Source organism: Hydrogenophaga sp. YM1 (assembly GCF_016903055.1).
Classification (GTDB): domain Bacteria; phylum Pseudomonadota; class Gammaproteobacteria; order Burkholderiales; family Burkholderiaceae_C; genus Hydrogenophaga; species Hydrogenophaga borbori.
The window spans coordinates 980,638-998,802 of record NZ_CP070223.1 but is presented as its reverse complement, the minus strand read 5'-3'; the positions used below and the strand labels follow the sequence as shown (position 1 = coordinate 998,802).

Here is an 18,165-nt window from a genome sequence, read left to right as displayed (position 1 = left end):
GGTGTCAGTGTTGGGCCGCCCATTCGGCGGGGGTGAGGGTCTGCATCGACAGGGCGTGCACTTCGTCGGTGTGCATGCGCTGGCCCAGCGTGGCGTAGACGGCCTGGTGGCGCTGGATCAGGCGCTTGCCTTCGAAGGCCGGCGACACGATGACCGCGGACCAGTGGCGGCCGTCGCCCGTCACCTCGATGTGATGGCAGGCCAGGCCCCCGGCGATGAGGGATTGCAGTTGTTCGGCGGTCATGGGATCAGTGGCGGACCTTGTAGCCGGTCTTGAGCAGGTGCAGGGCCAAGGCACTGACCGCCAGCAGGGCACCGCCCACCAACGCCAGGCTCAGCCAGGGCGAGACGTCGCTGCGACCGAAGAAGCCGTAGCGAAAGCCGTCGATCATGTAGAAGAAGGGATTGAGGTGGCTCACGCTCTGCCAGAACGCCGGCAGGGAATGAATCGAGTAGAACACGCCCGACAGGAAGGTCATGGGCATGATGATGAAGTTCTGGAACGCGGCCATCTGGTCGAACTTCTCGGCCCACAGGCCAGCGATCAGCCCCAGCGTGCCCATCAGCGCGGCACCCAGCACGCCGAACACCAGGATCCACAGCGGCGCCACGAAACCGGGCTGCGCGAACAACCAGGCCACGATCAGCACGCCCAGGCCCACGGCGAGGCCACGCACCATCGATGAGCCCACGTAGGCCACGAACCAGGCGCGGTGCGACAGCGGCGTGAGCAGCAGGAACACCAGGCTGCCCATGATCTTGCTCTGGATGAGCGACGAACTGCTGTTGGCGAAGGCGTTCTGCAGCACGCTCATCATCACCAGGCCCGGCACCAGGAAGGCGGTGTAGCTCACCTCGCCGTAAACCACGGCCCGGCCCTCGAGCACGTGCGCGAACACCGCCAGGTACAGCAAGGCGGTGATGACGGGTGCGGCCACGGTCTGGAAGGCGACCTTCCAGAAGCGCAGCACCTCTTTGTAGAAAAGCGTTTGCCAGCCCGTCATACCGATGCCTTCAGCGGCTGATGGGCGGGGATCGCCGATGCGCCACTGCCCGTGAGATCGAGGAACACGTCCTCCAGGTCGGCCTTGCGCACCTCGATGTCCTCGGGCATGACGCCGGCCTCGCGCAGGCGCGACAGCACATGCTCCACGGCACGCGCGTCCAGCGCGGGCAGTTGCACCACGCGGCCGGTGATGCGCGCCTGCGCCGCGATGTCGGCCGGCAAGGCTGTGTCGGTCTTAAAGCGCAGCACGTTGGCCGCCGCGCGCGCCAGCAGGGCCGAGGTGGACTCCAGCGCCACCACCTGCCCCAGCTTGAGCATGGCGATGCGACTGCACAGGGCCTCGGCCTCTTCCAGGTAGTGGGTGGTCAGCAGCACGGTGCTGCCCAGGCGCTTGTTCAGGCCCGAGACGAACTGCCACAGCGTCTGGCGCAGTTCCACGTCCACACCGGCGGTGGGCTCGTCGAGCACGATGACGGACGGCTTGTGCACCAGCGCCTGGGCGATCAGCACGCGCCGCTTCATGCCACCCGACAGCTGGCGCATGTTGGCCGTGGCCTTGTCGGCCAGTCCGAGGCCACTGAGCAACTCGTCGATCCAGTCGTCGTTGCGGCGGATGCCGAAATAGCCCGACTGGATGCGCAGCGCCTCGCGCACATTGAAGAAGGGGTCGAACACCAGCTCCTGCGGCACGACGCCGAGCTGGCGGCGCGCGGCCTGGTAGTCGGTCTGCACGTCGTGGCCGTGCACGGTGATGCGGCCCTCCGTGGCGCGCGCCAGGCCGGCCAGGATGCTGATGAGCGTGGTCTTGCCCGCGCCGTTGGGGCCGAGCAGACCGAAGAATTCACCCGGCTCGATGTCGAAACTGACCGAGCGCAGGGCGTGCAGGTCGCCACGCGAGGTGGCGTAGGTTTTGGAGACGTTCTGGAATGAGACGGCTGGCATGCGCAGCTACCGCGAATCCGGCCCGAGGCACGGGACATCCGTGGCGGGCGGAGAACCGGGGATTCTACGGCTGGCCCCTTGCCCGCGCTGGCGAAGGGCTGCCCCGGCCCAGGTTCAGGCGGGCAGCAGTTCCTGCACGCCGTAGGCGGCGACCAGGTCGCGCAGGCGCGGCGGCCAGTGGGTCACGCTCAGCGAGCGCCCGGCGCGCTGGGCCTCGCGCCGCAGCTCCAGCAGCAGGGCCACCGCGGACGAGTCGAAGCTGCGCAGCCCGCCGGCGTCGACCGTGAAGGCGCCGCCCGGCTGCGCGGCCAGCGCGCGGCGCAGGCTGTCCAGCGTGGCCGCGGCCTCCGCTGTCGTCAGCCGCTCGGGCAGGCGGGCCTCGCCCATCAGTTGGTTTTGGCGGTGGCGCCGCCGGCCTTGTTGCGCTGCGCCAGGGTCTGGATCAGGCCGTCGATGCCCTTGGCGTTGATCTCCTGGGCGAACTGGGTGCGGTAGGTCTCCACCAGCCACAGGCCCAGTACGTTGAGGTCGTAGATCTTCCAGCCGTCGCCGGCTTTTTCCATGCGGTAGTCGAGCTGGATGGGCTCGCCGCGGCCACGCACCTCGGATCGCACCACCACCTCGGTATCACCGGGCTGCATGCGCAGAGGCTTGAAGCTGAGGGTCTGGTCGCGCACCTCGCTCAGGGCCCCGGAGTAGGTGCGCACCAGCAGGGACTTGAATTCGGCCTGCAGGCGCTGCTGCTGCTCGGGCGTGGCCTGGCGCCAGTGGCGACCCACGGCGGAGGCGGTCATGCGCGTGAAATTCACGTTCGGCATGATCTTTTCGTCCACCACGGCCATGATGCGGTCGATGTTGCCGGCCTTGATGGCGGGATCGGCCTTGATCAGGTCGAGCACCTCGGTGGACAGGCGCTTGACCATGGCGTCGGGGGCCTCGGCGGCGCGGGCGGGCAAGGTGAAGGCGGTCAGGGCCAGCGCGATGCCGGCCAGCCAGGAACGTCGGTGCAGAAAAATCATGAAAGTCCTTTCCAAGGCTCGTGGCCTGAGTGACCGCATTGTGGCCAGGCGGTGCACCTCGAATGTGACGGGTTCGCGAGGGATCGTGACGAGGCGTTTCAGCAGCGAGCACCCACTATCGCCTTACTCCCCATCGCCCGTGCCAATGCCTTTGTCGATCATGTCGTCGATCTGGCGCTGGCGGCGGCCCAGGTAGAAATCGCGCATGAGGCTGTACTTGTCGAGCGCGGCGCCCTCGAACAACTCGCCGGCGCGCAGCAGGCCGGCCCGCGTGTCCACCACGCGCAAGGCATAGAGGGAATTGCGTGTGGGAATGTGGTTGACATGGTCCACCAGATCGCCCTCCCAGTCCACCACCAGGCCACCGGTGTCGCGCACGGTGGACGGGCCAAAGAACGGCAACACCACATAGGCGCCCGACGGCACGCCCCAGCGGCCCAGGGTCTGGCCGAAGTCGATGCGCGTGCGCGGAATGCCGGCCTCGCCGGCGATGTCGAGCAAACCACCGAAGCCCAGCACGGTGTTGACGCCGAAACGCAGCAGGTTGTCGGCGGTTTCGCGCGGGCGCAGCTGCAAGCCGGCGTTGACGGCGGACCATAGGTCGCCCAGGTTGCTGAAGAAGTTGTTGACCCCGGTGCGCACCGGGCTGGGCGTGATGTCGACGTAGGCCGTGGCCACGGGCTTGAGCACCGCCGTGTCGATCGCGTCGTTGAAGCGGTAGACGCCGCGGTTCAAGGGCTCCAGTGGGTCCTTCGGGTCGGCGTCGGGGCCGGTGGCGCAGCCGGCCAGCAGCACCAGGGCGGCGGCCACCGCCAGCGCGGGGCGGGGGGTGGAACGTGCGGGGGTCATCGGGTCTCCCAGTCGTGGACTGCTCTTTGTTTATTGGGCGCCGGGTTCGGATTTCTTTTCGCCACCTTCGGCCGCCCGACTGAACAGGAACTGGCCGATCAGGTTTTCCAGCACCAGGGCCGACTGCGTCTGCGTGACCAGGGCGCCATCGGCCAAGTTCTCCGGGTCGCCGCCGGGCTCGATGCCCACGTACTGCTCGCCGAGCAGGCCACTGGTGAGGATCTTCATGGAGCTGTCGCGCGGGAAGGCGTAGCGCTTCTGCAGCGTCAGCCCGACGCTGGCCTGGAAGGTCTTGTCGTCGAAGCCGATGGTCTCGACCCGCCCCACCACCACCCCGGCCGAGCGCACGGCCGCGCCGGTCTTCAAGCCGCCCGCGTTGTCAAAACGCGCCGTGACGCGGTAGGTGGGCTCGAAGCTGATCTGCAGCAGGTTGGCCGACTGCAGCGCGAGAAACAGGATGGCCGCGCCGCCAATGAGCACGAACAGGCCAACCCAGAAATCGTTCTTGGAAGAGGTCATGGTCTTTCTCCGACGCATCCTCAGATGCTGAACATCATGGCGGTAAGCACGAAATCGAGGCCCAGCACCGTGAGAGAGGCCATGACCACCGTGCGGGTGGTGGCGCGCGATACGCCCTCGGGCGTGGGCTGGGCCAGGTAGCCCTGCAGCAGCGCGATGAAGGTAACGGCGAAGCCGAACACGGCGCTCTTGATGACGCCATTGCCAACGTCGTCCCAGACGTCCACCCCACCCTGCATCTGGCTCCAGAAAGCGCCGCCGTCCAGGCCGATGAGGCCCACGCCGACGACCCAGCCGCCGATCACGCCGACCGCACTGAACACGGCCGCCAGCAAGGGCATGGTGATGACACCGGCCCAGAAACGCGGCGCGAGCACGCGGCGCACCGGGTCCACGGCCATCATCTCCATGGCGCTGAGCTGTTCGCCGGCCTTCATGAGGCCGATCTCGGCCGTGAGCGAGGTGCCCGCGCGGCCAGCGAACAGCAGCGCGCTCACCACCGGGCCCAGTTCGCGCACCAGCGACAGCGCCACCAGCAGGCCCAGGGCCTCGGTGGCGCCGTAGATGCGCAGCGTGTAGTAGCCCTGCAGGCCCAGCACGAAGCCCACGAACAGGCCCGAGACGCCAATGATGGACAGCGAGTGGTTGCCCAGGAAGTGGATCTGGTCGCGCACCAGGCCGAAGCGGCGCAGCGCCGCCCCGCCCAGGAGCAGCAGGCGCAGGAACAGCCGCGCGCCATGGCCCAGCGCGATGATGTGCTGGCGCACGGCGCGGCCGACATGGGCGGGGTGCAGGGCCTTGAGCATCAGGCGGCTCCGGCGCCGAAGTCCTCGGCCAGCGCGGGCGCGGGGTGGTGGAAGCGCACGGGGCCGTCGGCCCGGGCGTTGACGAACTGCGCCACCAGCGGGTCGGTGCTGTGGCGCACCTCGTCGGGCGTGCCCTGGGCGGCGATCTTGCCGTTGGCCAGCACGATGACCTGGTCGGCGATGCCGAAGGTCTCGTCCAGGTCGTGCGAGACCACGATGCTGGTCAGGCCCAGCGCGCCGTTGAGCTCGCGGATCAGGCGCGCGGCGGTGCCCAGAGAAATCGGGTCCAGGCCGGCGAAGGGCTCGTCGTACATCACGAGCTCGGGGTCGAGCGCGATGGCGCGCGCCAGGGCCACGCGCCGCGCCATGCCACCCGACAGCTCGCTGGGCATCAGGTCGCGCGCGCCGCGCAGGCCCACGGCATTGAGCTTGAGCAGCACGATGTCGCGCACCAGCACCTCGGGCAGCTTTGTGTGCTCGCGCAGCGGAAAGGCCACGTTGTCGAACACGCTCATGTCGGTGAACAGCGCGCCAAACTGGAACAGCATGCCCATGCGCCGGCGCGCGGCGTACAGCGCGCCCTGGTCCATGGTGGTGACGTCGACGCCATCGAACAGCGTCTGGCCGCGCTGGGCGCGGATCTGGCCGCCGATCAGGCGCAGTACCGTGGTTTTTCCGCCACCCGAGGCGCCCATGAGCGCGGTGACCTTGCCGCGCGGCACGGTCATCGAGATGTTGTCGAGGATCACCCGCGGGCCATAGCCGAAGGTGAGGTCGCGCAGTTCGACGAGGGGGGCGGAGGGTGTGGTGCTCATCAAGCAAAAGCCGGGTGGAAACCCGGCCGCCGCATGATACGGGATTCGCATGGGGCGGACTGGCGCCTCTTGCACCCCGTAACACCGCGCAACCGGCGTCGCCTGGCCGCGGGTGTTGGCCTCCCGAAGGTGCGGCGCGACGCGCCGCTGGAGGTCAGCGGGGCAGGTCGGAATAGCCCATCAGGAACTCATCCACCGAACGGGCCGCCTGACGGCCCTCGCGGATGGCCCAGACCACCAGCGACTGTCCCCGGCGCATGTCGCCGGCGGCGAACACCTTGGGCACGTTGGTCGCGTAGCCCCCCGTGAAGTCGGTCGTGGCCTTGGCGTTGCCGCGCGCATCCTTGTCGACGCCAAAGGCCTCGAGCACGGTGGCCACGGGGTTGGTGAAGCCCATGGCGAGCAGCACCAGGTCGGCCTTGTATTCCTTCTCGGTGCCCGGCACCTCGACGAACTTGCCGTCCTTGAACTCCACGTGCACGGTCTTCAGGCCCGTGAGCTTGCCGTTCTTGCCGATGAACTCCTTGGTGGAGATAGCGAACTCGCGCGCGCAGCCCTCTTCGTGGCTGGAGCTGGTGCGCAGCTTGAGCGGCCAGTAGGGCCAGACCAGGGGCTTGTTCTCCTGCTCGGGCGGCTGGGGCATGAGCTCGAACTGGGTCACGCTGGTGGCGCCGTGGCGGTTGCTGGTGCCCACGCAGTCGGAGCCGGTGTCGCCGCCGCCGATGACGATGACCTTCTTGCCGTCGGCACGCAGCTGACCCTTGAGTTTGTCGCCCGCGTTGACCTTGTTCTGCTGGGGCAGGAACTCCATGGCGAAATGGATGCCGTCCAGCTCGCGGCCCGGCACGGGCAGGTCGCGGCTCTGCTCGGCGCCGCCGGTGAGCAGCACGGCGTCGAACTCGGCCTTGAGCTGCTCGGCGCTGACGGTTTCCTTGGCCCAGTTGGTGACCTTGCTGCCTTCGGGCAGAGCACCCACCAGCACGCCGGTGCGAAAGACCACGCCCTCGGCCTGCATTTGCTCGACGCGTCGGTCGATGTGCGACTTCTCCATCTTGAAGTCGGGGATGCCGTAGCGCAGCAGGCCGCCGACGCGGTCGTTCTTCTCGAACACGGTCACGTCGTGGCCGGCACGCGCCAACTGCTGCGCGGCCGCCAGGCCGGCGGGGCCAGAACCCACCACGGCCACCTTCTTGCCGGTCTTGTGCTTGGCCGGCTGCGGCGCCACCCAGCCTTCGGCCCAGGCGCGGTCGATGATGGCGTGCTCGATGGACTTGATGCCCACCGGGTCGTCGTTCACGTTGAGCACGCAGGCGGCCTCGCAGGGCGCGGGGCAGATGCGGCCGGTGAACTCGGGAAAGTTGTTGGTGCTGTGCAGCACCGTGATCGCGTTCTTCCAGTCGCCCTGGTACACGAGATCGTTGAAGTCCGGAATGATGTTGTTGACCGGGCAGCCGCTGTTGCAGAACGGCGTGCCGCAGTCCATGCAGCGAGCGCCCTGGACCTTGGCCTGCGCGTCATCGAGCCCGACAACGAACTCCTTGTAGTGCTTCAGTCGATCGGGCACGGGCGCGTAGCCCTCCTCGATGCGCTCGTATTCCATGAAGCCGGTGACTTTTCCCATGGTGCTGTCCTGTATCTCGTGGGGCTGTATCTCGTGGGCTTACTTCGCGGGCGCGGTGGCCTTCTTGGCCGAGCCTTGCGCCTTGGTGGTCGCGGCGGCGGCCGTCTGCTTCGCGGCCATCTCGCCGAGCGCGCGCTTGTACTCGTTCGGGAAGACCTTGAGGAACTTGCCCCGCGCCGTGGCCCAGTTGTCGAGCAGTTCGCGCGCGCGCTTGCTGCCGGTCCAGCGGTTGTGGTCTTCCAGCAGTTTCTTCAGCAAGGCCTCGTCGGTCTGGCCGCGGTGCCAGGCGCCGGCGCTGGACGCGGCCTCCTGTTCCTTGGCCGTGGGCACGGGCTCCAGGCTCACCATGGCGGTGTTGCAGCGCTCGGCGAAGCGGCCATCCTCGTCGTAGACGTAGGCCACGCCGCCGCTCATGCCGGCCGCGAAGTTGCGGCCGGTCTTGCCCAGCACCACCACGGTGCCGCCGGTCATGTACTCGCAGCCGTGGTCGCCGGTGCCCTCCACCACCGCGGTGGCGCCCGACAGGCGCACCGCGAAGCGCTCGCCGGCCACGCCGGCGAAGAAGGCCTCGCCCGTGGTGGCGCCGTAGAGCACGGTATTGCCCACGATGATGTTGCGCGTGGCCTCGCCGCGGAAGTCGATGCTGGGACGCACCACCACGCGGCCGCCCGACAGGCCTTTGCCGGTGTAGTCGTTGGCGTCGCCGATCAGGTACATCGTGATGCCCTTGGCCAGGAACGCACCGAAGGACTGGCCACCCGTGCCTTCCAGCTGGATGCGGATGGAATCGTCCGGCAGGCCTTCCGGGTGGTGCTTGGTGAGCTCGCCCGAGAGCATGGCGCCCACCGAGCGGTTCACGTTGCGCGCGACCTCGATGAACTGCACGCGCTCGCCCTTCTCGATGGCGGGGCGGCATTTTTCGATCAGCACCTTGTCCAGCGCCTTGTGCAGGCCGTGGTCCTGCTGCTCGGTGTGCAGGCGCGGCACGTCGGCCGGCACGGCGGGCAAGGCCAGCAGGCGGCTGAAGTCCAGGCCGCGCGCCTTCCAGTGGGCGATGCCGGCGCGCGTGTCGAGCAGGTCGGCGCGGCCGATCAGCTCGTCAAAGGTGCGGATGCCCAGCTGCGCCATGATCTGGCGCGCTTCCTCGGCGACGAAGAAGAAGTAGTTGACGACGTGCTCGGGCTTGCCCGAGAACTTCTTGCGCAGCACCGGGTCCTGCGTGGCCACGCCCACCGGGCAGGTGTTGAGGTGGCACTTGCGCATCATGATGCAGCCCTCGACCACCAGCGGCGCGGTGGCGAAGCCGAATTCGTCCGCGCCCAGCATGGCGCCGATGACCACGTCGCGGCCGGTCTTCATCTGGCCGTCGGCCTGCACGCGGATGCGGCTGCGCAGGCGGTTGAGCACCAGGGTCTGCTGGGTCTCGGCCAGGCCGATCTCCCAGGGGCTGCCCGCGTGCTTGATGGACGACCAGGGCGAGGCGCCGGTGCCACCGTCGTGGCCGGCGATCACCACGTGATCGGCCTTGCACTTGGCCACGCCCGCGGCGATGGTGCCCACGCCCACTTCCGACACCAGCTTGACGCTGATACTGGCGTGCGGCGCCACGTTCTTCAGGTCGTGGATGAGCTGAGCCAGGTCTTCGATGGAGTAGATGTCGTGGTGCGGCGGCGGGCTGATCAGGCCCACGCCCGGCACCGAGTAGCGCAGCTTGCCGATGTACTCGGACACCTTGCCGCCGGGCAGTTGGCCGCCCTCGCCGGGCTTGGCGCCCTGGGCCATCTTGATCTGCACCTGGTCCGCGCTCTGCAGGTACTCGGCGGTGACGCCGAAACGGCCCGAGGCCACCTGCTTGATCTTGGAGCGCAGGCTGTCGCCGTCTTCCAGCGGCAAGTCGACCTCGACCACGTCCTCACCGATGATGGACTTGAGCGTCTCACCCTTGGTGATCTTGATGCCCTTGAGCTCGTTGCGGTAGCGGCGCTCGTCCTCGCCGCCTTCGCCGGTGTTGCTCTTGCCGCCGATGCGGTTCATGGCCACGGCAAGGGTGGCGTGCGCCTCGGTGCTGATGGAGCCCAGCGACATGGCGCCGGTGGCAAAGCGCTTGACGATCTCCTTGGCGGGCTCGACCTCGTCCAGCGGGATGGCCTTGCTCGGGTCCAGCTTGAATTCGAACAGGCCTCGCAGCGTCATCTGGCGGCGGCTCTGGTCGTTGATGAGCTGGGCGTATTCCTTGTAGGTGTTCCAGCTGTTGGCGCGCGTGCTGTGCTGCAGCTTGGCGATGGCGTCGGGCGACCACATGTGCTCTTCGCCGCGCGTGCGCCAGGCGTACTCGCCGCCGGCGTCCAGCATGGTGGCCAGAACCGGGTCGTCGCCGAAGGCGGCCTTGTGCATGCGGATGGCTTCCTCGGCGATCTCGAACACCCCGATGCCTTCCACGCGGCTGGCGGTGCCGGTGAAGTACTTGGCCACGGTGTCGCTGTTGAGGCCAATGGCCTCGAACAGCTGGGCGCCGCAGTAGCTCATGTAGGTGCTCACGCCCATCTTGGACATGATCTTGGACAGACCCTTGCCGATCGCCTTGGTGTAGTTGTAGATGGCCTTGTCGGCGCTCAGATCGCCCGGCAGGTCCTTGTGGATGGCCACCAAGGTCTCCATCGCCAGGTAGGGGTGCACGGCCTCGGCACCGTAGCCGGCGAGCACGGCGAAGTGGTGCACCTCGCGCGCGGTGCCGGTTTCCACCACCAGGCCAGCGCTGGTGCGCAGGCCTTCACGCACCAGGTGCTGGTGGATGGCCGAGAGCGCCAGCAGCGCGGGAATGGCCACCTGCGCCGGGCCGATGCCGCGGTCGCTGATGATGAGGATGTTCTTGCCACCCTTGATCGCGTCCACCGCGGCCGCACACAGCGAGGCCAACTTGGCCTCCACGCCCTCGCGGCCCCAGCTCGCGGGGTAGGTGATGTCCAGCGTGACGCTGCGGAATTTGCCCTGCGTCACGGCGTCGATGTTGCGCAGCTTGGCCATGTCGGCGAAGTCCAGCACGGGCTGGCTCACCTCCAGGCGCATGGGCGGGTTGACCTGGTTGATGTCGAGCAGGTTGGGTTTGGGGCCGATGAAGGACACCAGCGACATCACGATCGCTTCGCGGATCGGGTCGATCGGCGGGTTCGTGACCTGCGCGAACAGCTGCTTGAAGTAGTTGTAGAGCGGCTTGTTCTTGCTCGACAGCACGGCCAGCGGGCTGTCGTTGCCCATGGAGCCGATGCCCTCCTCGCCGTTGGCGGCCATGGGGCTCATGAGGAACTTGATGTCCTCCTGCGTATAGCCGAAGGCCTGCTGGCGGTCCAGCAGCTCGGGCGACACGCGCTCCACGCCAGCGGCTTGGGGTTCCGTCTGCGCCACGGGCAACTCCTGCGCGGCCTCGCCGGCCACCGGGTGCTCGACGTCGTCCAGGCGAATGCGCAGGTTGTCGATCCACTGCTTGTAGGGCTTGCTGTTGGCGAGGTTGGCCTTGAGCTCCTCGTCGTCGATCATGCGGCCCTGTTCAAGGTCGATGAGGAACATCTTGCCGGGCTGCAGGCGCCACTTGCGCACGATCTTGTTCTCGGGCACGGGCAGCACGCCGGATTCCGAGGCCATGATGACCAGGTCGTCGTCGGTGACGCAGTAGCGCGAGGGGCGCAGGCCGTTGCGATCCAGGGTGGCGCCGATCTGGCGGCCGTCGGTGAACACGATGGAGGCGGGGCCGTCCCAGGGCTCCAGCATGGCCGCGTGGTACTCGTAGAACGCGCGGCGGCGCGGGTCCATGGTGGTGTGCTGCTCCCAGGGCTCCGGGATCATCATCATCACGGCCTGCGACAGCGGATAGCCCGCCATGGTCAGCAGCTCGAGGCAGTTGTCGAACGTGGCGGTGTCAGACTGGTGCGCGAAGCTGATCGGGTAGAGCTTGTGCAGGTCGGCGCCGAGCACGGGCGAGCTCATCACGCCCTCGCGCGCCTTCATCCAGTTGTAGTTGCCCTTGACCGTGTTGATCTCGCCGTTGTGCGCGACGTAGCGGTACGGGTGGGCCAGCGGCCACTCGGGGAAGGTGTTGGTGGAGAAGCGCTGGTGCACCAGGCCCAGGGCCGACACGCAGCGCGGGTCCTGCAGGTCCTTGAAGTAGGTGCCCACCTGATCGGCCAGCAGCAGGCCCTTGTAGACCACGGTGCGGCTGCTCATGCTCACCACGTAGTACTCCTTGGAGTGCGTGAGCTTGAGGCGCTGGATGGCGGCACTGGCGGTCTTGCGGATCACGTACAGCTTGCGCTCCAGCGCGTCCTGCACGATGACGTCGTTGCCACGGCCGATGAAAACCTGGCGAATGATCGGCTCCTTGGCGCGCACCGTGGGCGACATGGGCATGTCGGCGTTCACGGGCACCTCGCGCCAGCCCAGCAGCACCTGGCCTTCGGCGGCGATGGCGCGCTCCATCTCCTGTTCGCAGGCCAGGCGGCTGGCGTGTTCCTTGGGCATGAAGATCATGCCCACGCCGTACTCGCCAGCGGGCGGCAGCGTCACGCCCTGCGCGGCCATCTCGGCCCGGTACAGCGCATCGGGCATCTGGATCAGCAGGCCCGCACCATCGCCCATCAGCTTGTCGGCGCCCACCGCGCCGCGGTGGTCCAGGTTCTCCAAGATCTTGAGCGCCTGCTCGACGATGGCGTGGCTCTTTTCGCCCTTGATGTGGGCCACGAAACCGACGCCGCAGGCGTCGTGCTCGTTCGCCGGGTCATAGAGACCGTGCTGTTGCAAATGCGCTTTCTCGGCAGCCGTGTTCATGGCGCGCTTCCTTTTCGTCTGTGGGGCGAATCCGTGGGACCGCGGAGCTTATTGCATTGCACCATGCGTGCCAAGCATTTTAAATGGGGTCAGATTCCAATTAATCAGCCGATCAATGATCCTCAAAAATAATTGGGGACACATTAGAAGAGCCGATAGCGACACTCTCTCGCGCGCGATCAGCCCTCGGTCTGGGGTGCAGGCGCCCCCGGCGGGCGACCCCGCGCCGCGCGCGACACCCGGCGGGCCGTCTGCTTCTGCAATTCCTCGGTGAAGCGCTCGTCACCCAAGGCCCAACCATGCAAAGAGGCGTCGGTGATGGCCTTTTGCTGCTGCGCACCGAGGCCTGTCCGCACCCACTCGGCGTACGCGGCCTCCCGCGCGAAAGGCGTGTTGCCCAGGGCCCAGTAGACGGGGTGCGGCGTGAGTTGACGGTCCACGCGCTGCCCAATGTGGTGCAGGTGGCTGGACCAGGGGTACTGCCGCGGCTCCGCGACCATGCCGGCGCGCACTGGATTGAGCTCGATGTAGGCCATGCAGGCCAGGAGGTAGCGCTCGGTCTGAACCAGCGTGGATTTGTAGCGCCCTTCCCACAGAGTCCCCGTGCGCTGGTGGCGATCGTTGAAGCGGCGCACGTAACTGCGGCCAACGTCCTGCATCCAGCGGGGGACTCCCTCCACCGTTTCCGGTGTGGCCAGCAGGTGGAAGTGGTTGTCCATCAGCACCCAGGCGTGCAGCGCCACGCCGTGTTGGCGAGCGCGGGCCGTGATCAGTTCGAGCAGGGCGTCCCGGTCTTCGTCGTCGCGCACGATGACCTGGCGGTTGTTGCCTCGCTGGATGATGTGGTGCGGGTAGCCAGCGACGGTCAAACGGGGCAATCGGGCCATGGCGCTCAACTACTTGCAATTGGAATCTGACCCCAATTAAAGCATGCGGGGCCGGGCCCCGCGGGCCAGCCACCGTCAAGCCGGGAGCGTGCGCTGGATGCGGTGCGCCACCCAGAGACCCAGCAGAGAAGCCGCGCCGGTGACGACCCAGGTGAGCTGCCACCCGCCCACCTGCGTGGCCACCCAGGCCACGAACGGCGGTCCGACAAACTGCCCCAGCGCCGAAAGCTGCTGCATCCAGCCCACCGTCGTGGAGATGGTGTCTTCACCCGGCGCCAGGCGCACCGCCAAGCCGAACAGGGTGCCTGGAATGAGCCCGCCCAGGCCCGAGAAGGCCAGCACAGCGAGGTACTGCACCACAGGTGCGCCCTTCAAGCCTGGAGTTGACCCGGTTCCGTGGACACATCATTCTTTGTGTTCAAGGAGCCGCAAATGTCCAAGGTCAGACCGCCGTACCCGGCGGAATTCAGACAGCAGATGGTCGAGCTGGTGCGTGCCGGGCGCACGCCGGCCGAGCTCTCGCGCGAGTTCAACGTCACCGCGCAGTCCATCACCAACTGGGTCGGCCAGGCCGCTATCGACAGTGGCAAGCCGTTGCCCGGCAAGGAAGGCTTGAGCACGGCTGAGCGCGAGGAGCTCAGCCGGCTGCGTCGCCAGGTTCGCCAACTGCAGCAGGAGCGCGACATCCTGGCAAAGGCTACGGCCTGGTTTGCCGGTCGCAGCGATGCGACTTCGACGAAGTCTTCGGACTCGTGATGGCGAACCAGGCCGACTTCCCCGTGCGCACCATGTGCCGTGTTCTGGGCGTCTCCGCCAGCGGCTTCTACGCCTGGCGCGAGCGCGCTCCTTCTCAGCGCAGCATCTCCAACGCGGTGATGACCGAGCGCATTCGCCAGATTCACAAGGACTCCTACGAGTCCTACGGCATGCCACGCGTGCGGGCCGAGCTCATCGAGCAAGGCGTGTGCATCAGCCGCCAGCGTGTGGCGCGTCTCATGCGCACAGCGGGCATCCGGGGCATCAGCCGCCGCCGGGGCTTCACCGTGACCACGCGCCGCGACAAACGCGACTCACTCGCCCACGACCTGGTCAAGCGCCAGTTCCGGGCCAGCGGCCCCAATCAGCTCTGGGTGGCCGACATGACCTACGTGCCCACCTGGACGGGGTTCCTGTACCTGGCGGTGGTCATCGACGTGTGGAGCCGGCGTGTGGTGGGTTGGTCCATGGGCGAGCGCATGACGGCCGACCTGGTGCTCTCGGCGCTCAACATGGCGCTGACCCAGCGCAAGCCGCAAGACGTCATCCACCACAGCGACCAAGGCAGCCAGTACACCAGCCTGGCCTTCGGCGAGCGCTGCCGTCAGATGGGCGTTCGCCCTTCGATGGGAACCGTGGGCGATGCCTACGACAACGCGATGGCCGAGAGCTTCTTCGCCAGCCTGGAGGCTGAGCTCATTGAGCGCCACAGCTTCGAGTCCAAAGCGCAGGCCCGCATGGCCGTCTTCACCTGGATTGAGGGTTGGTACAACCCCAGGCGCCGCCACAGCGGCCTGGGCTACCTCTCACCCCTGAACTTTGAAAGGAGCCAACAGACCCGATTCAATGCCCCCGAGCATGAACCACAGCATGCTGACGGGACACCTCAGATGGTTTGAGAATCAAACCGGAAACCGTCCACCGGACCGGGTCAACTCCAAGCCAAAGGCCAACAGGGCCCCCAGGCCCATGGCCAGGTAGGCAAAGCCCATCACAAAGCGGGGGCGGCCGCCGCGCGCGATCCAGCGGCCAGCACCGATGTTGCCGCCCATGTTCACCGCCGCCGCGGCCGCGCTGAGCAGGCCCGCCAGCAAACCACTCACGCCGGCCTGGGCCAGGATGGTGGGCAGGAAGCCCACAACCGCCAGCCACTGCCCCGAGTAGAGGAAGAACGCCACGGCCACCAGCCAGGGCCCAGGCGCACCCAGCGTGCGGCGCAGGCGCGGGCCCAGCGGCGCGCCCTGCCCCGCCAGTGCCGCGTCGGACGGCAAGCCGCGCCACAGGGCCACCAGCGCCAGCAGCGAGCAGGCTGTCAGACCCAACCAGACGGCGCGCCACCCGAGCCACTCGATGACCGGCGCGCCGAACAGCAAGGCCAGGGCCGTGCCCAGTGGCATGTAGGCACCCCACCAGCCCAAGGCCTTGGCCAGCAGGCGCGGCTCGGCCACGTGGCGGCGGATCAGGCCCGGCGCCGGCAGCACGGCGAGCAGGAACCCCAGGCCTTCCAATGCGCGCGAGGCCAGCAGGTCGGCCGGCGAACCGGCCGTCGCGCCCCAGGCGCTGCCCAGGGCCAGGGCCACCAGGCCGACCAGCATGATCCGGCGCGGCCCGATGCGGTCGGCCGCCAAGCCCACGAACAGGCCCAGCGCCATGCCGGCCAATTGCACGAGCGAAAGCAGGAAGCCCGCCTGCACCAGGCTCACGCCCAGCCCGGCCTGCAACGCAGGAATGGCGACGGGCAGCTTGCCGATGTGCAGGGCGCAGGTGACGCCCACCGCCACGACCAGAGCGGCGGCACGAACGGGATGGGACTCGGGCGGTGGTGTGGCAGTCATGGAAACAGTACCGAGCCGAACAGGCGCTCGTGCTCGCGGATGGCGAAACGATCGGTCATGCCAGCGATGTAGTCGGCCACCGCGCGCTCGATGTGCCGGCGTTGACCATGGGCTTCGGGCATCTCGCCGGGCTCGGCCAGGTAGCGCCCGAAGAGATCGCCGATCACCTGGCGTGCGCGGCCGGTGGTCTCGACCACCTGCGGGTGGCGGTAGAGGTTGCGAAACAGGAAGGCCTTGAGCGCGCGGCTGCGCTCGCGCATCGGGTCGGAGAAAGCCACCAGGGCCGCCTGGGTGCGCGCCTCGTCGGCCGAGGCGACGCCCGAGTGTCGCAGGCGCTCGCGCGTGGCGGCGATCACGTCGTAGACCTGGTCGCTCAGCATGCGGCGGATGCTCTCGAACAACAGCCGGCGCCCCTGCAACTGCGGGTGCTCCCGCAGGGCCTGGCGGCGGTAGTGGTCGAACAGCTCCACGGATTCGAGCTGCTCCAGCGAGAGCAGGCCCGAGCGCACGCCGTCGTCGATGTCGTGCGCGTTGTAGGCGATCTCGTCGGCCAGGTTGCACAACTGCGCCTCGAGCGAAGGAGCGCCGCCTCGCAGGAAGCGCGCCGCCACGCCGCCGGGCTCCAGCCGCTCCAGGCGCTCGGCGTTGTGCCGGGAACAGTGCTTCAGGATGCCTTCGCGCGTTTCGAAGGACAGGTTCAGGCCGTCGAACGCGGGGTAGCGCTCCTCGAGCTCGTCCACCACGCGCAGGCTCTGCAGGTTGTGCTCGAAGCCCCAGCCGTCGGGCGCGCGGCCATCGGGGCCGAGCGCCTGCAAGGCGGCGTGCAGCGCGTCCTGGCCGGCGTGGCCGAAGGGCGTGTGGCCCAGGTCGTGCGCGAGCGCGATGGCTTCGACCAGGTCTTCGTTGAGCCCCAGCGATCGCGCGATGCTGCGGCCGAGCTGGGCCACTTCCAGCGAGTGCGTCAGGCGGGTGCGGAACAGATCTCCCTCATGGTTGAGGAACACCTGCGTCTTGTAGACCAGCCGACGGAACGCGGTGGAATGGATCACCCGGTCGCGGTCGCGCTGGTAGTCGGTGCGCGTGGGGGCGGGGGGTTCCGGGTAGCGCCGGCCACGGCTGCGCGCCGGATCGCTGGCGTACGGTGCCAGGCTCATGCCGGCTGGCAGCTTCGCGCGATCACCCCCGCCACGACGGCATCGCTGGCCGGGCGCATCGAGGCCCGGCCCGGTGGGTCGATGAGCACGAAGCGGATCTCCCCCGCTTCGGCCTTTTTGTCGACACGCATCAGCTCAAGGTAACGCTCGGCATTGCGCGCGGGATCGAGCACCGGCGCCACCGCCGGCAGGCCGGCACGGACCACCAGGCGCCTGAGGCGCTCGACGAACGCCTCGTCCACCAAGCCCAGCGCCTGCGACAGGCGGGCCGCCATCACCATGCCGCAACCCACGGCCTCGCCGTGCAGCCAGGCGCCATAGCCCATGCCGGCCTCGATCGCATGGCCGAAGGTGTGGCCAAAATTCAGGATGGCGCGCAGTCCCGATTCGCGTTCGTCGGCGCCCACCACCTGGGCCTTGATCTCGCAGCTGCGCCGCACCGCATGCGCCACATGCGCCGGATCGCGCGCCATGAGGGCCTCGATGTGGTCTTCGATCCAGTCGAGGAAAGCCATGTCGGCGATGGGCCCGTACTTGATGATCTCGGCCATGCCGGCACTGAACTCGCGCTCGGGCAGGGAGCGCAGCGCGTCGAGGTCGCACACCACCCTCAGCGGCTGGTGGAAGGCGCCGATCATGTTCTTGCCCAGCGGGTGGTTGATGCCCGTCTTGCCGCCCACCGACGAGTCCACCTGCGCCAGCAAGGTGGTGGGCACTTGCACGAACGGCACCCCACGCATGTAGCAAGCGGCCGCAAAGCCGGTCATGTCGCCCACCACCCCGCCGCCCAGCGCGTACAGCACCGTCTTGCGGTCACAACCGGTCTCGAGCAGGCGATCAAAGATGGTCTGCAGCGTCTGCCAATGTTTGTGGGACTCGCCGTCGGGCAGCACCACGTCCAGCACACGCGCATGGCGCCCGCTCAGCGCCGCCCGCAGCGACGCCAGGTACAGAGGCGCCACCACCTCGTTGGTGACAATCACGCCGGTGCTCGCCGTCGGCAGGCCGGCAAAGGTGTCGGCACGGCCGATCAGGTCGGCGCCGATGTGGATGTCGTAGCTGCGTGCGCCCAGGTCGATGGCGACGCGCTGGGTCTCGGTGGTCGAAGTGGCGGGGGACATGCCCCGAGTGTATGCCG

At 68.0% G+C, this 18,165-nt stretch carries 16 protein-coding genes and 1 pseudogene; 1 reads left to right on the top strand and 16 read right to left on the bottom strand.

From position 1 onward, the window contains the following. Positions 1–4: 4 nt before the first annotated feature. The 13 genes and pseudogenes from JNX00_RS04875 to JNX00_RS04815 all read right to left on the bottom strand — a co-directional run. Entirely contained in the window at positions 5–244 is a 240-nt protein-coding gene (locus JNX00_RS04875) for a BolA/IbaG family iron-sulfur metabolism protein (protein ID WP_070399146.1), read from the bottom strand. A gap of 4 nt (positions 245–248) precedes the next feature. Further along, complete coding sequence (locus tag JNX00_RS04870) at positions 249–1,004, bottom strand: ABC transporter permease (RefSeq protein ID WP_070399147.1); 756 nt, start codon at positions 1,002–1,004, stop codon at positions 249–251. Beyond that, positions 1,001–1,948, bottom strand: a complete 948-nt coding sequence (locus tag JNX00_RS04865) for an ABC transporter ATP-binding protein (protein ID WP_070399148.1) — start codon at positions 1,946–1,948, stop codon at positions 1,001–1,003. The genes JNX00_RS04870 and JNX00_RS04865 overlap by 4 nt, the downstream gene beginning before the upstream one ends. A 114-nt stretch (positions 1,949–2,062) precedes the next feature. Beyond that, positions 2,063–2,335 carry an STAS domain-containing protein gene (locus JNX00_RS04860; protein WP_070399149.1) on the bottom strand — a complete coding sequence of 91 codons (273 nt, stop codon included), beginning with the start codon at positions 2,333–2,335 and terminating at the stop codon, positions 2,063–2,065. After that, on the bottom strand, positions 2,335–2,967 hold the full coding sequence (locus tag JNX00_RS04855; RefSeq protein WP_070399150.1) for an ABC transporter substrate-binding protein: 633 nt from the start codon (positions 2,965–2,967) through the stop codon (positions 2,335–2,337). Before JNX00_RS04855 ends, JNX00_RS04860 begins: the two co-directional genes overlap by 1 nt. A gap of 123 nt (positions 2,968–3,090) precedes the next feature. Beyond that, positions 3,091–3,816, bottom strand: a complete 726-nt coding sequence (locus JNX00_RS04850; RefSeq protein WP_204744273.1) for a VacJ family lipoprotein — start codon at positions 3,814–3,816, stop codon at positions 3,091–3,093. A 30-nt stretch (positions 3,817–3,846) separates the two neighbouring features. Then, positions 3,847–4,335, bottom strand: a complete 489-nt coding sequence (gene mlaD, locus JNX00_RS04845) for an outer membrane lipid asymmetry maintenance protein MlaD (RefSeq protein WP_116958372.1) — start codon at positions 4,333–4,335, stop codon at positions 3,847–3,849. A 20-nt stretch (positions 4,336–4,355) separates the two neighbouring features. Then, positions 4,356–5,141, bottom strand: a complete 786-nt coding sequence (mlaE, locus tag JNX00_RS04840; RefSeq protein WP_070399153.1) for a lipid asymmetry maintenance ABC transporter permease subunit MlaE — start codon at positions 5,139–5,141, stop codon at positions 4,356–4,358. Then, positions 5,141–5,956, bottom strand: a complete 816-nt coding sequence (locus tag JNX00_RS04835; RefSeq protein WP_204744272.1) for an ABC transporter ATP-binding protein — start codon at positions 5,954–5,956, stop codon at positions 5,141–5,143. Before JNX00_RS04835 ends, mlaE begins: the two co-directional genes overlap by 1 nt. Positions 5,957–6,110: 154 nt before the next feature. Then, positions 6,111–7,577 carry a glutamate synthase subunit beta gene (locus JNX00_RS04830; RefSeq protein WP_204744271.1) on the bottom strand — a complete coding sequence of 489 codons (1,467 nt, stop codon included), beginning with the start codon at positions 7,575–7,577 and terminating at the stop codon, positions 6,111–6,113. Between the two features lie 39 nt (positions 7,578–7,616). Further along, positions 7,617–12,395, bottom strand: a complete 4,779-nt coding sequence (locus tag JNX00_RS04825) for a glutamate synthase-related protein (protein ID WP_204744270.1) — start codon at positions 12,393–12,395, stop codon at positions 7,617–7,619. A gap of 179 nt (positions 12,396–12,574) precedes the next feature. Continuing rightward, complete coding sequence (locus JNX00_RS04820) at positions 12,575–13,282, bottom strand: transposase (RefSeq protein WP_204744269.1); 708 nt, start codon at positions 13,280–13,282, stop codon at positions 12,575–12,577. 75 nt (positions 13,283–13,357) lie between these two features. Continuing rightward, positions 13,358–13,648, bottom strand: a pseudogene (locus JNX00_RS04815) (MFS transporter); the annotation flags it as partial. 66 nt (positions 13,649–13,714) lie between these two features. Here JNX00_RS04815 and JNX00_RS04810 point away from each other — a divergent pair. Then, positions 13,715–14,937 (top strand): IS3 family transposase gene (locus JNX00_RS04810; RefSeq protein WP_239478259.1). Its coding sequence is split into 2 segments (ribosomal slippage): positions 13,715–13,973 and positions 13,973–14,937, totalling 1,224 coding nucleotides; the frame shifts between segments, so codons are not numbered across the junction. Positions 14,938–14,940: 3 nt separating this feature from the next. Here the strand turns inward: JNX00_RS04810 and JNX00_RS04805 are convergent. The 3 genes from JNX00_RS04805 to aroB are packed head-to-tail and all read right to left on the bottom strand — an operon-like array spanning position 14,941 to position 18,148. Further along, on the bottom strand, positions 14,941–15,873 hold the full coding sequence (locus JNX00_RS04805) for an MFS transporter (RefSeq protein ID WP_239478258.1): 933 nt from the start codon (positions 15,871–15,873) through the stop codon (positions 14,941–14,943). Beyond that, on the bottom strand, positions 15,870–17,027 hold the full coding sequence (locus JNX00_RS04800) for a deoxyguanosinetriphosphate triphosphohydrolase (protein WP_204744267.1): 1,158 nt from the start codon (positions 17,025–17,027) through the stop codon (positions 15,870–15,872). The genes JNX00_RS04805 and JNX00_RS04800 overlap by 4 nt, the downstream gene beginning before the upstream one ends. Then, positions 17,024–18,148 carry a 3-dehydroquinate synthase gene (gene aroB / locus JNX00_RS04795; protein ID WP_083293153.1) on the bottom strand — a complete coding sequence of 375 codons (1,125 nt, stop codon included), beginning with the start codon at positions 18,146–18,148 and terminating at the stop codon, positions 17,024–17,026. Before aroB ends, JNX00_RS04800 begins: the two co-directional genes overlap by 4 nt. Positions 18,149–18,165 lie beyond the last annotated feature (17 nt).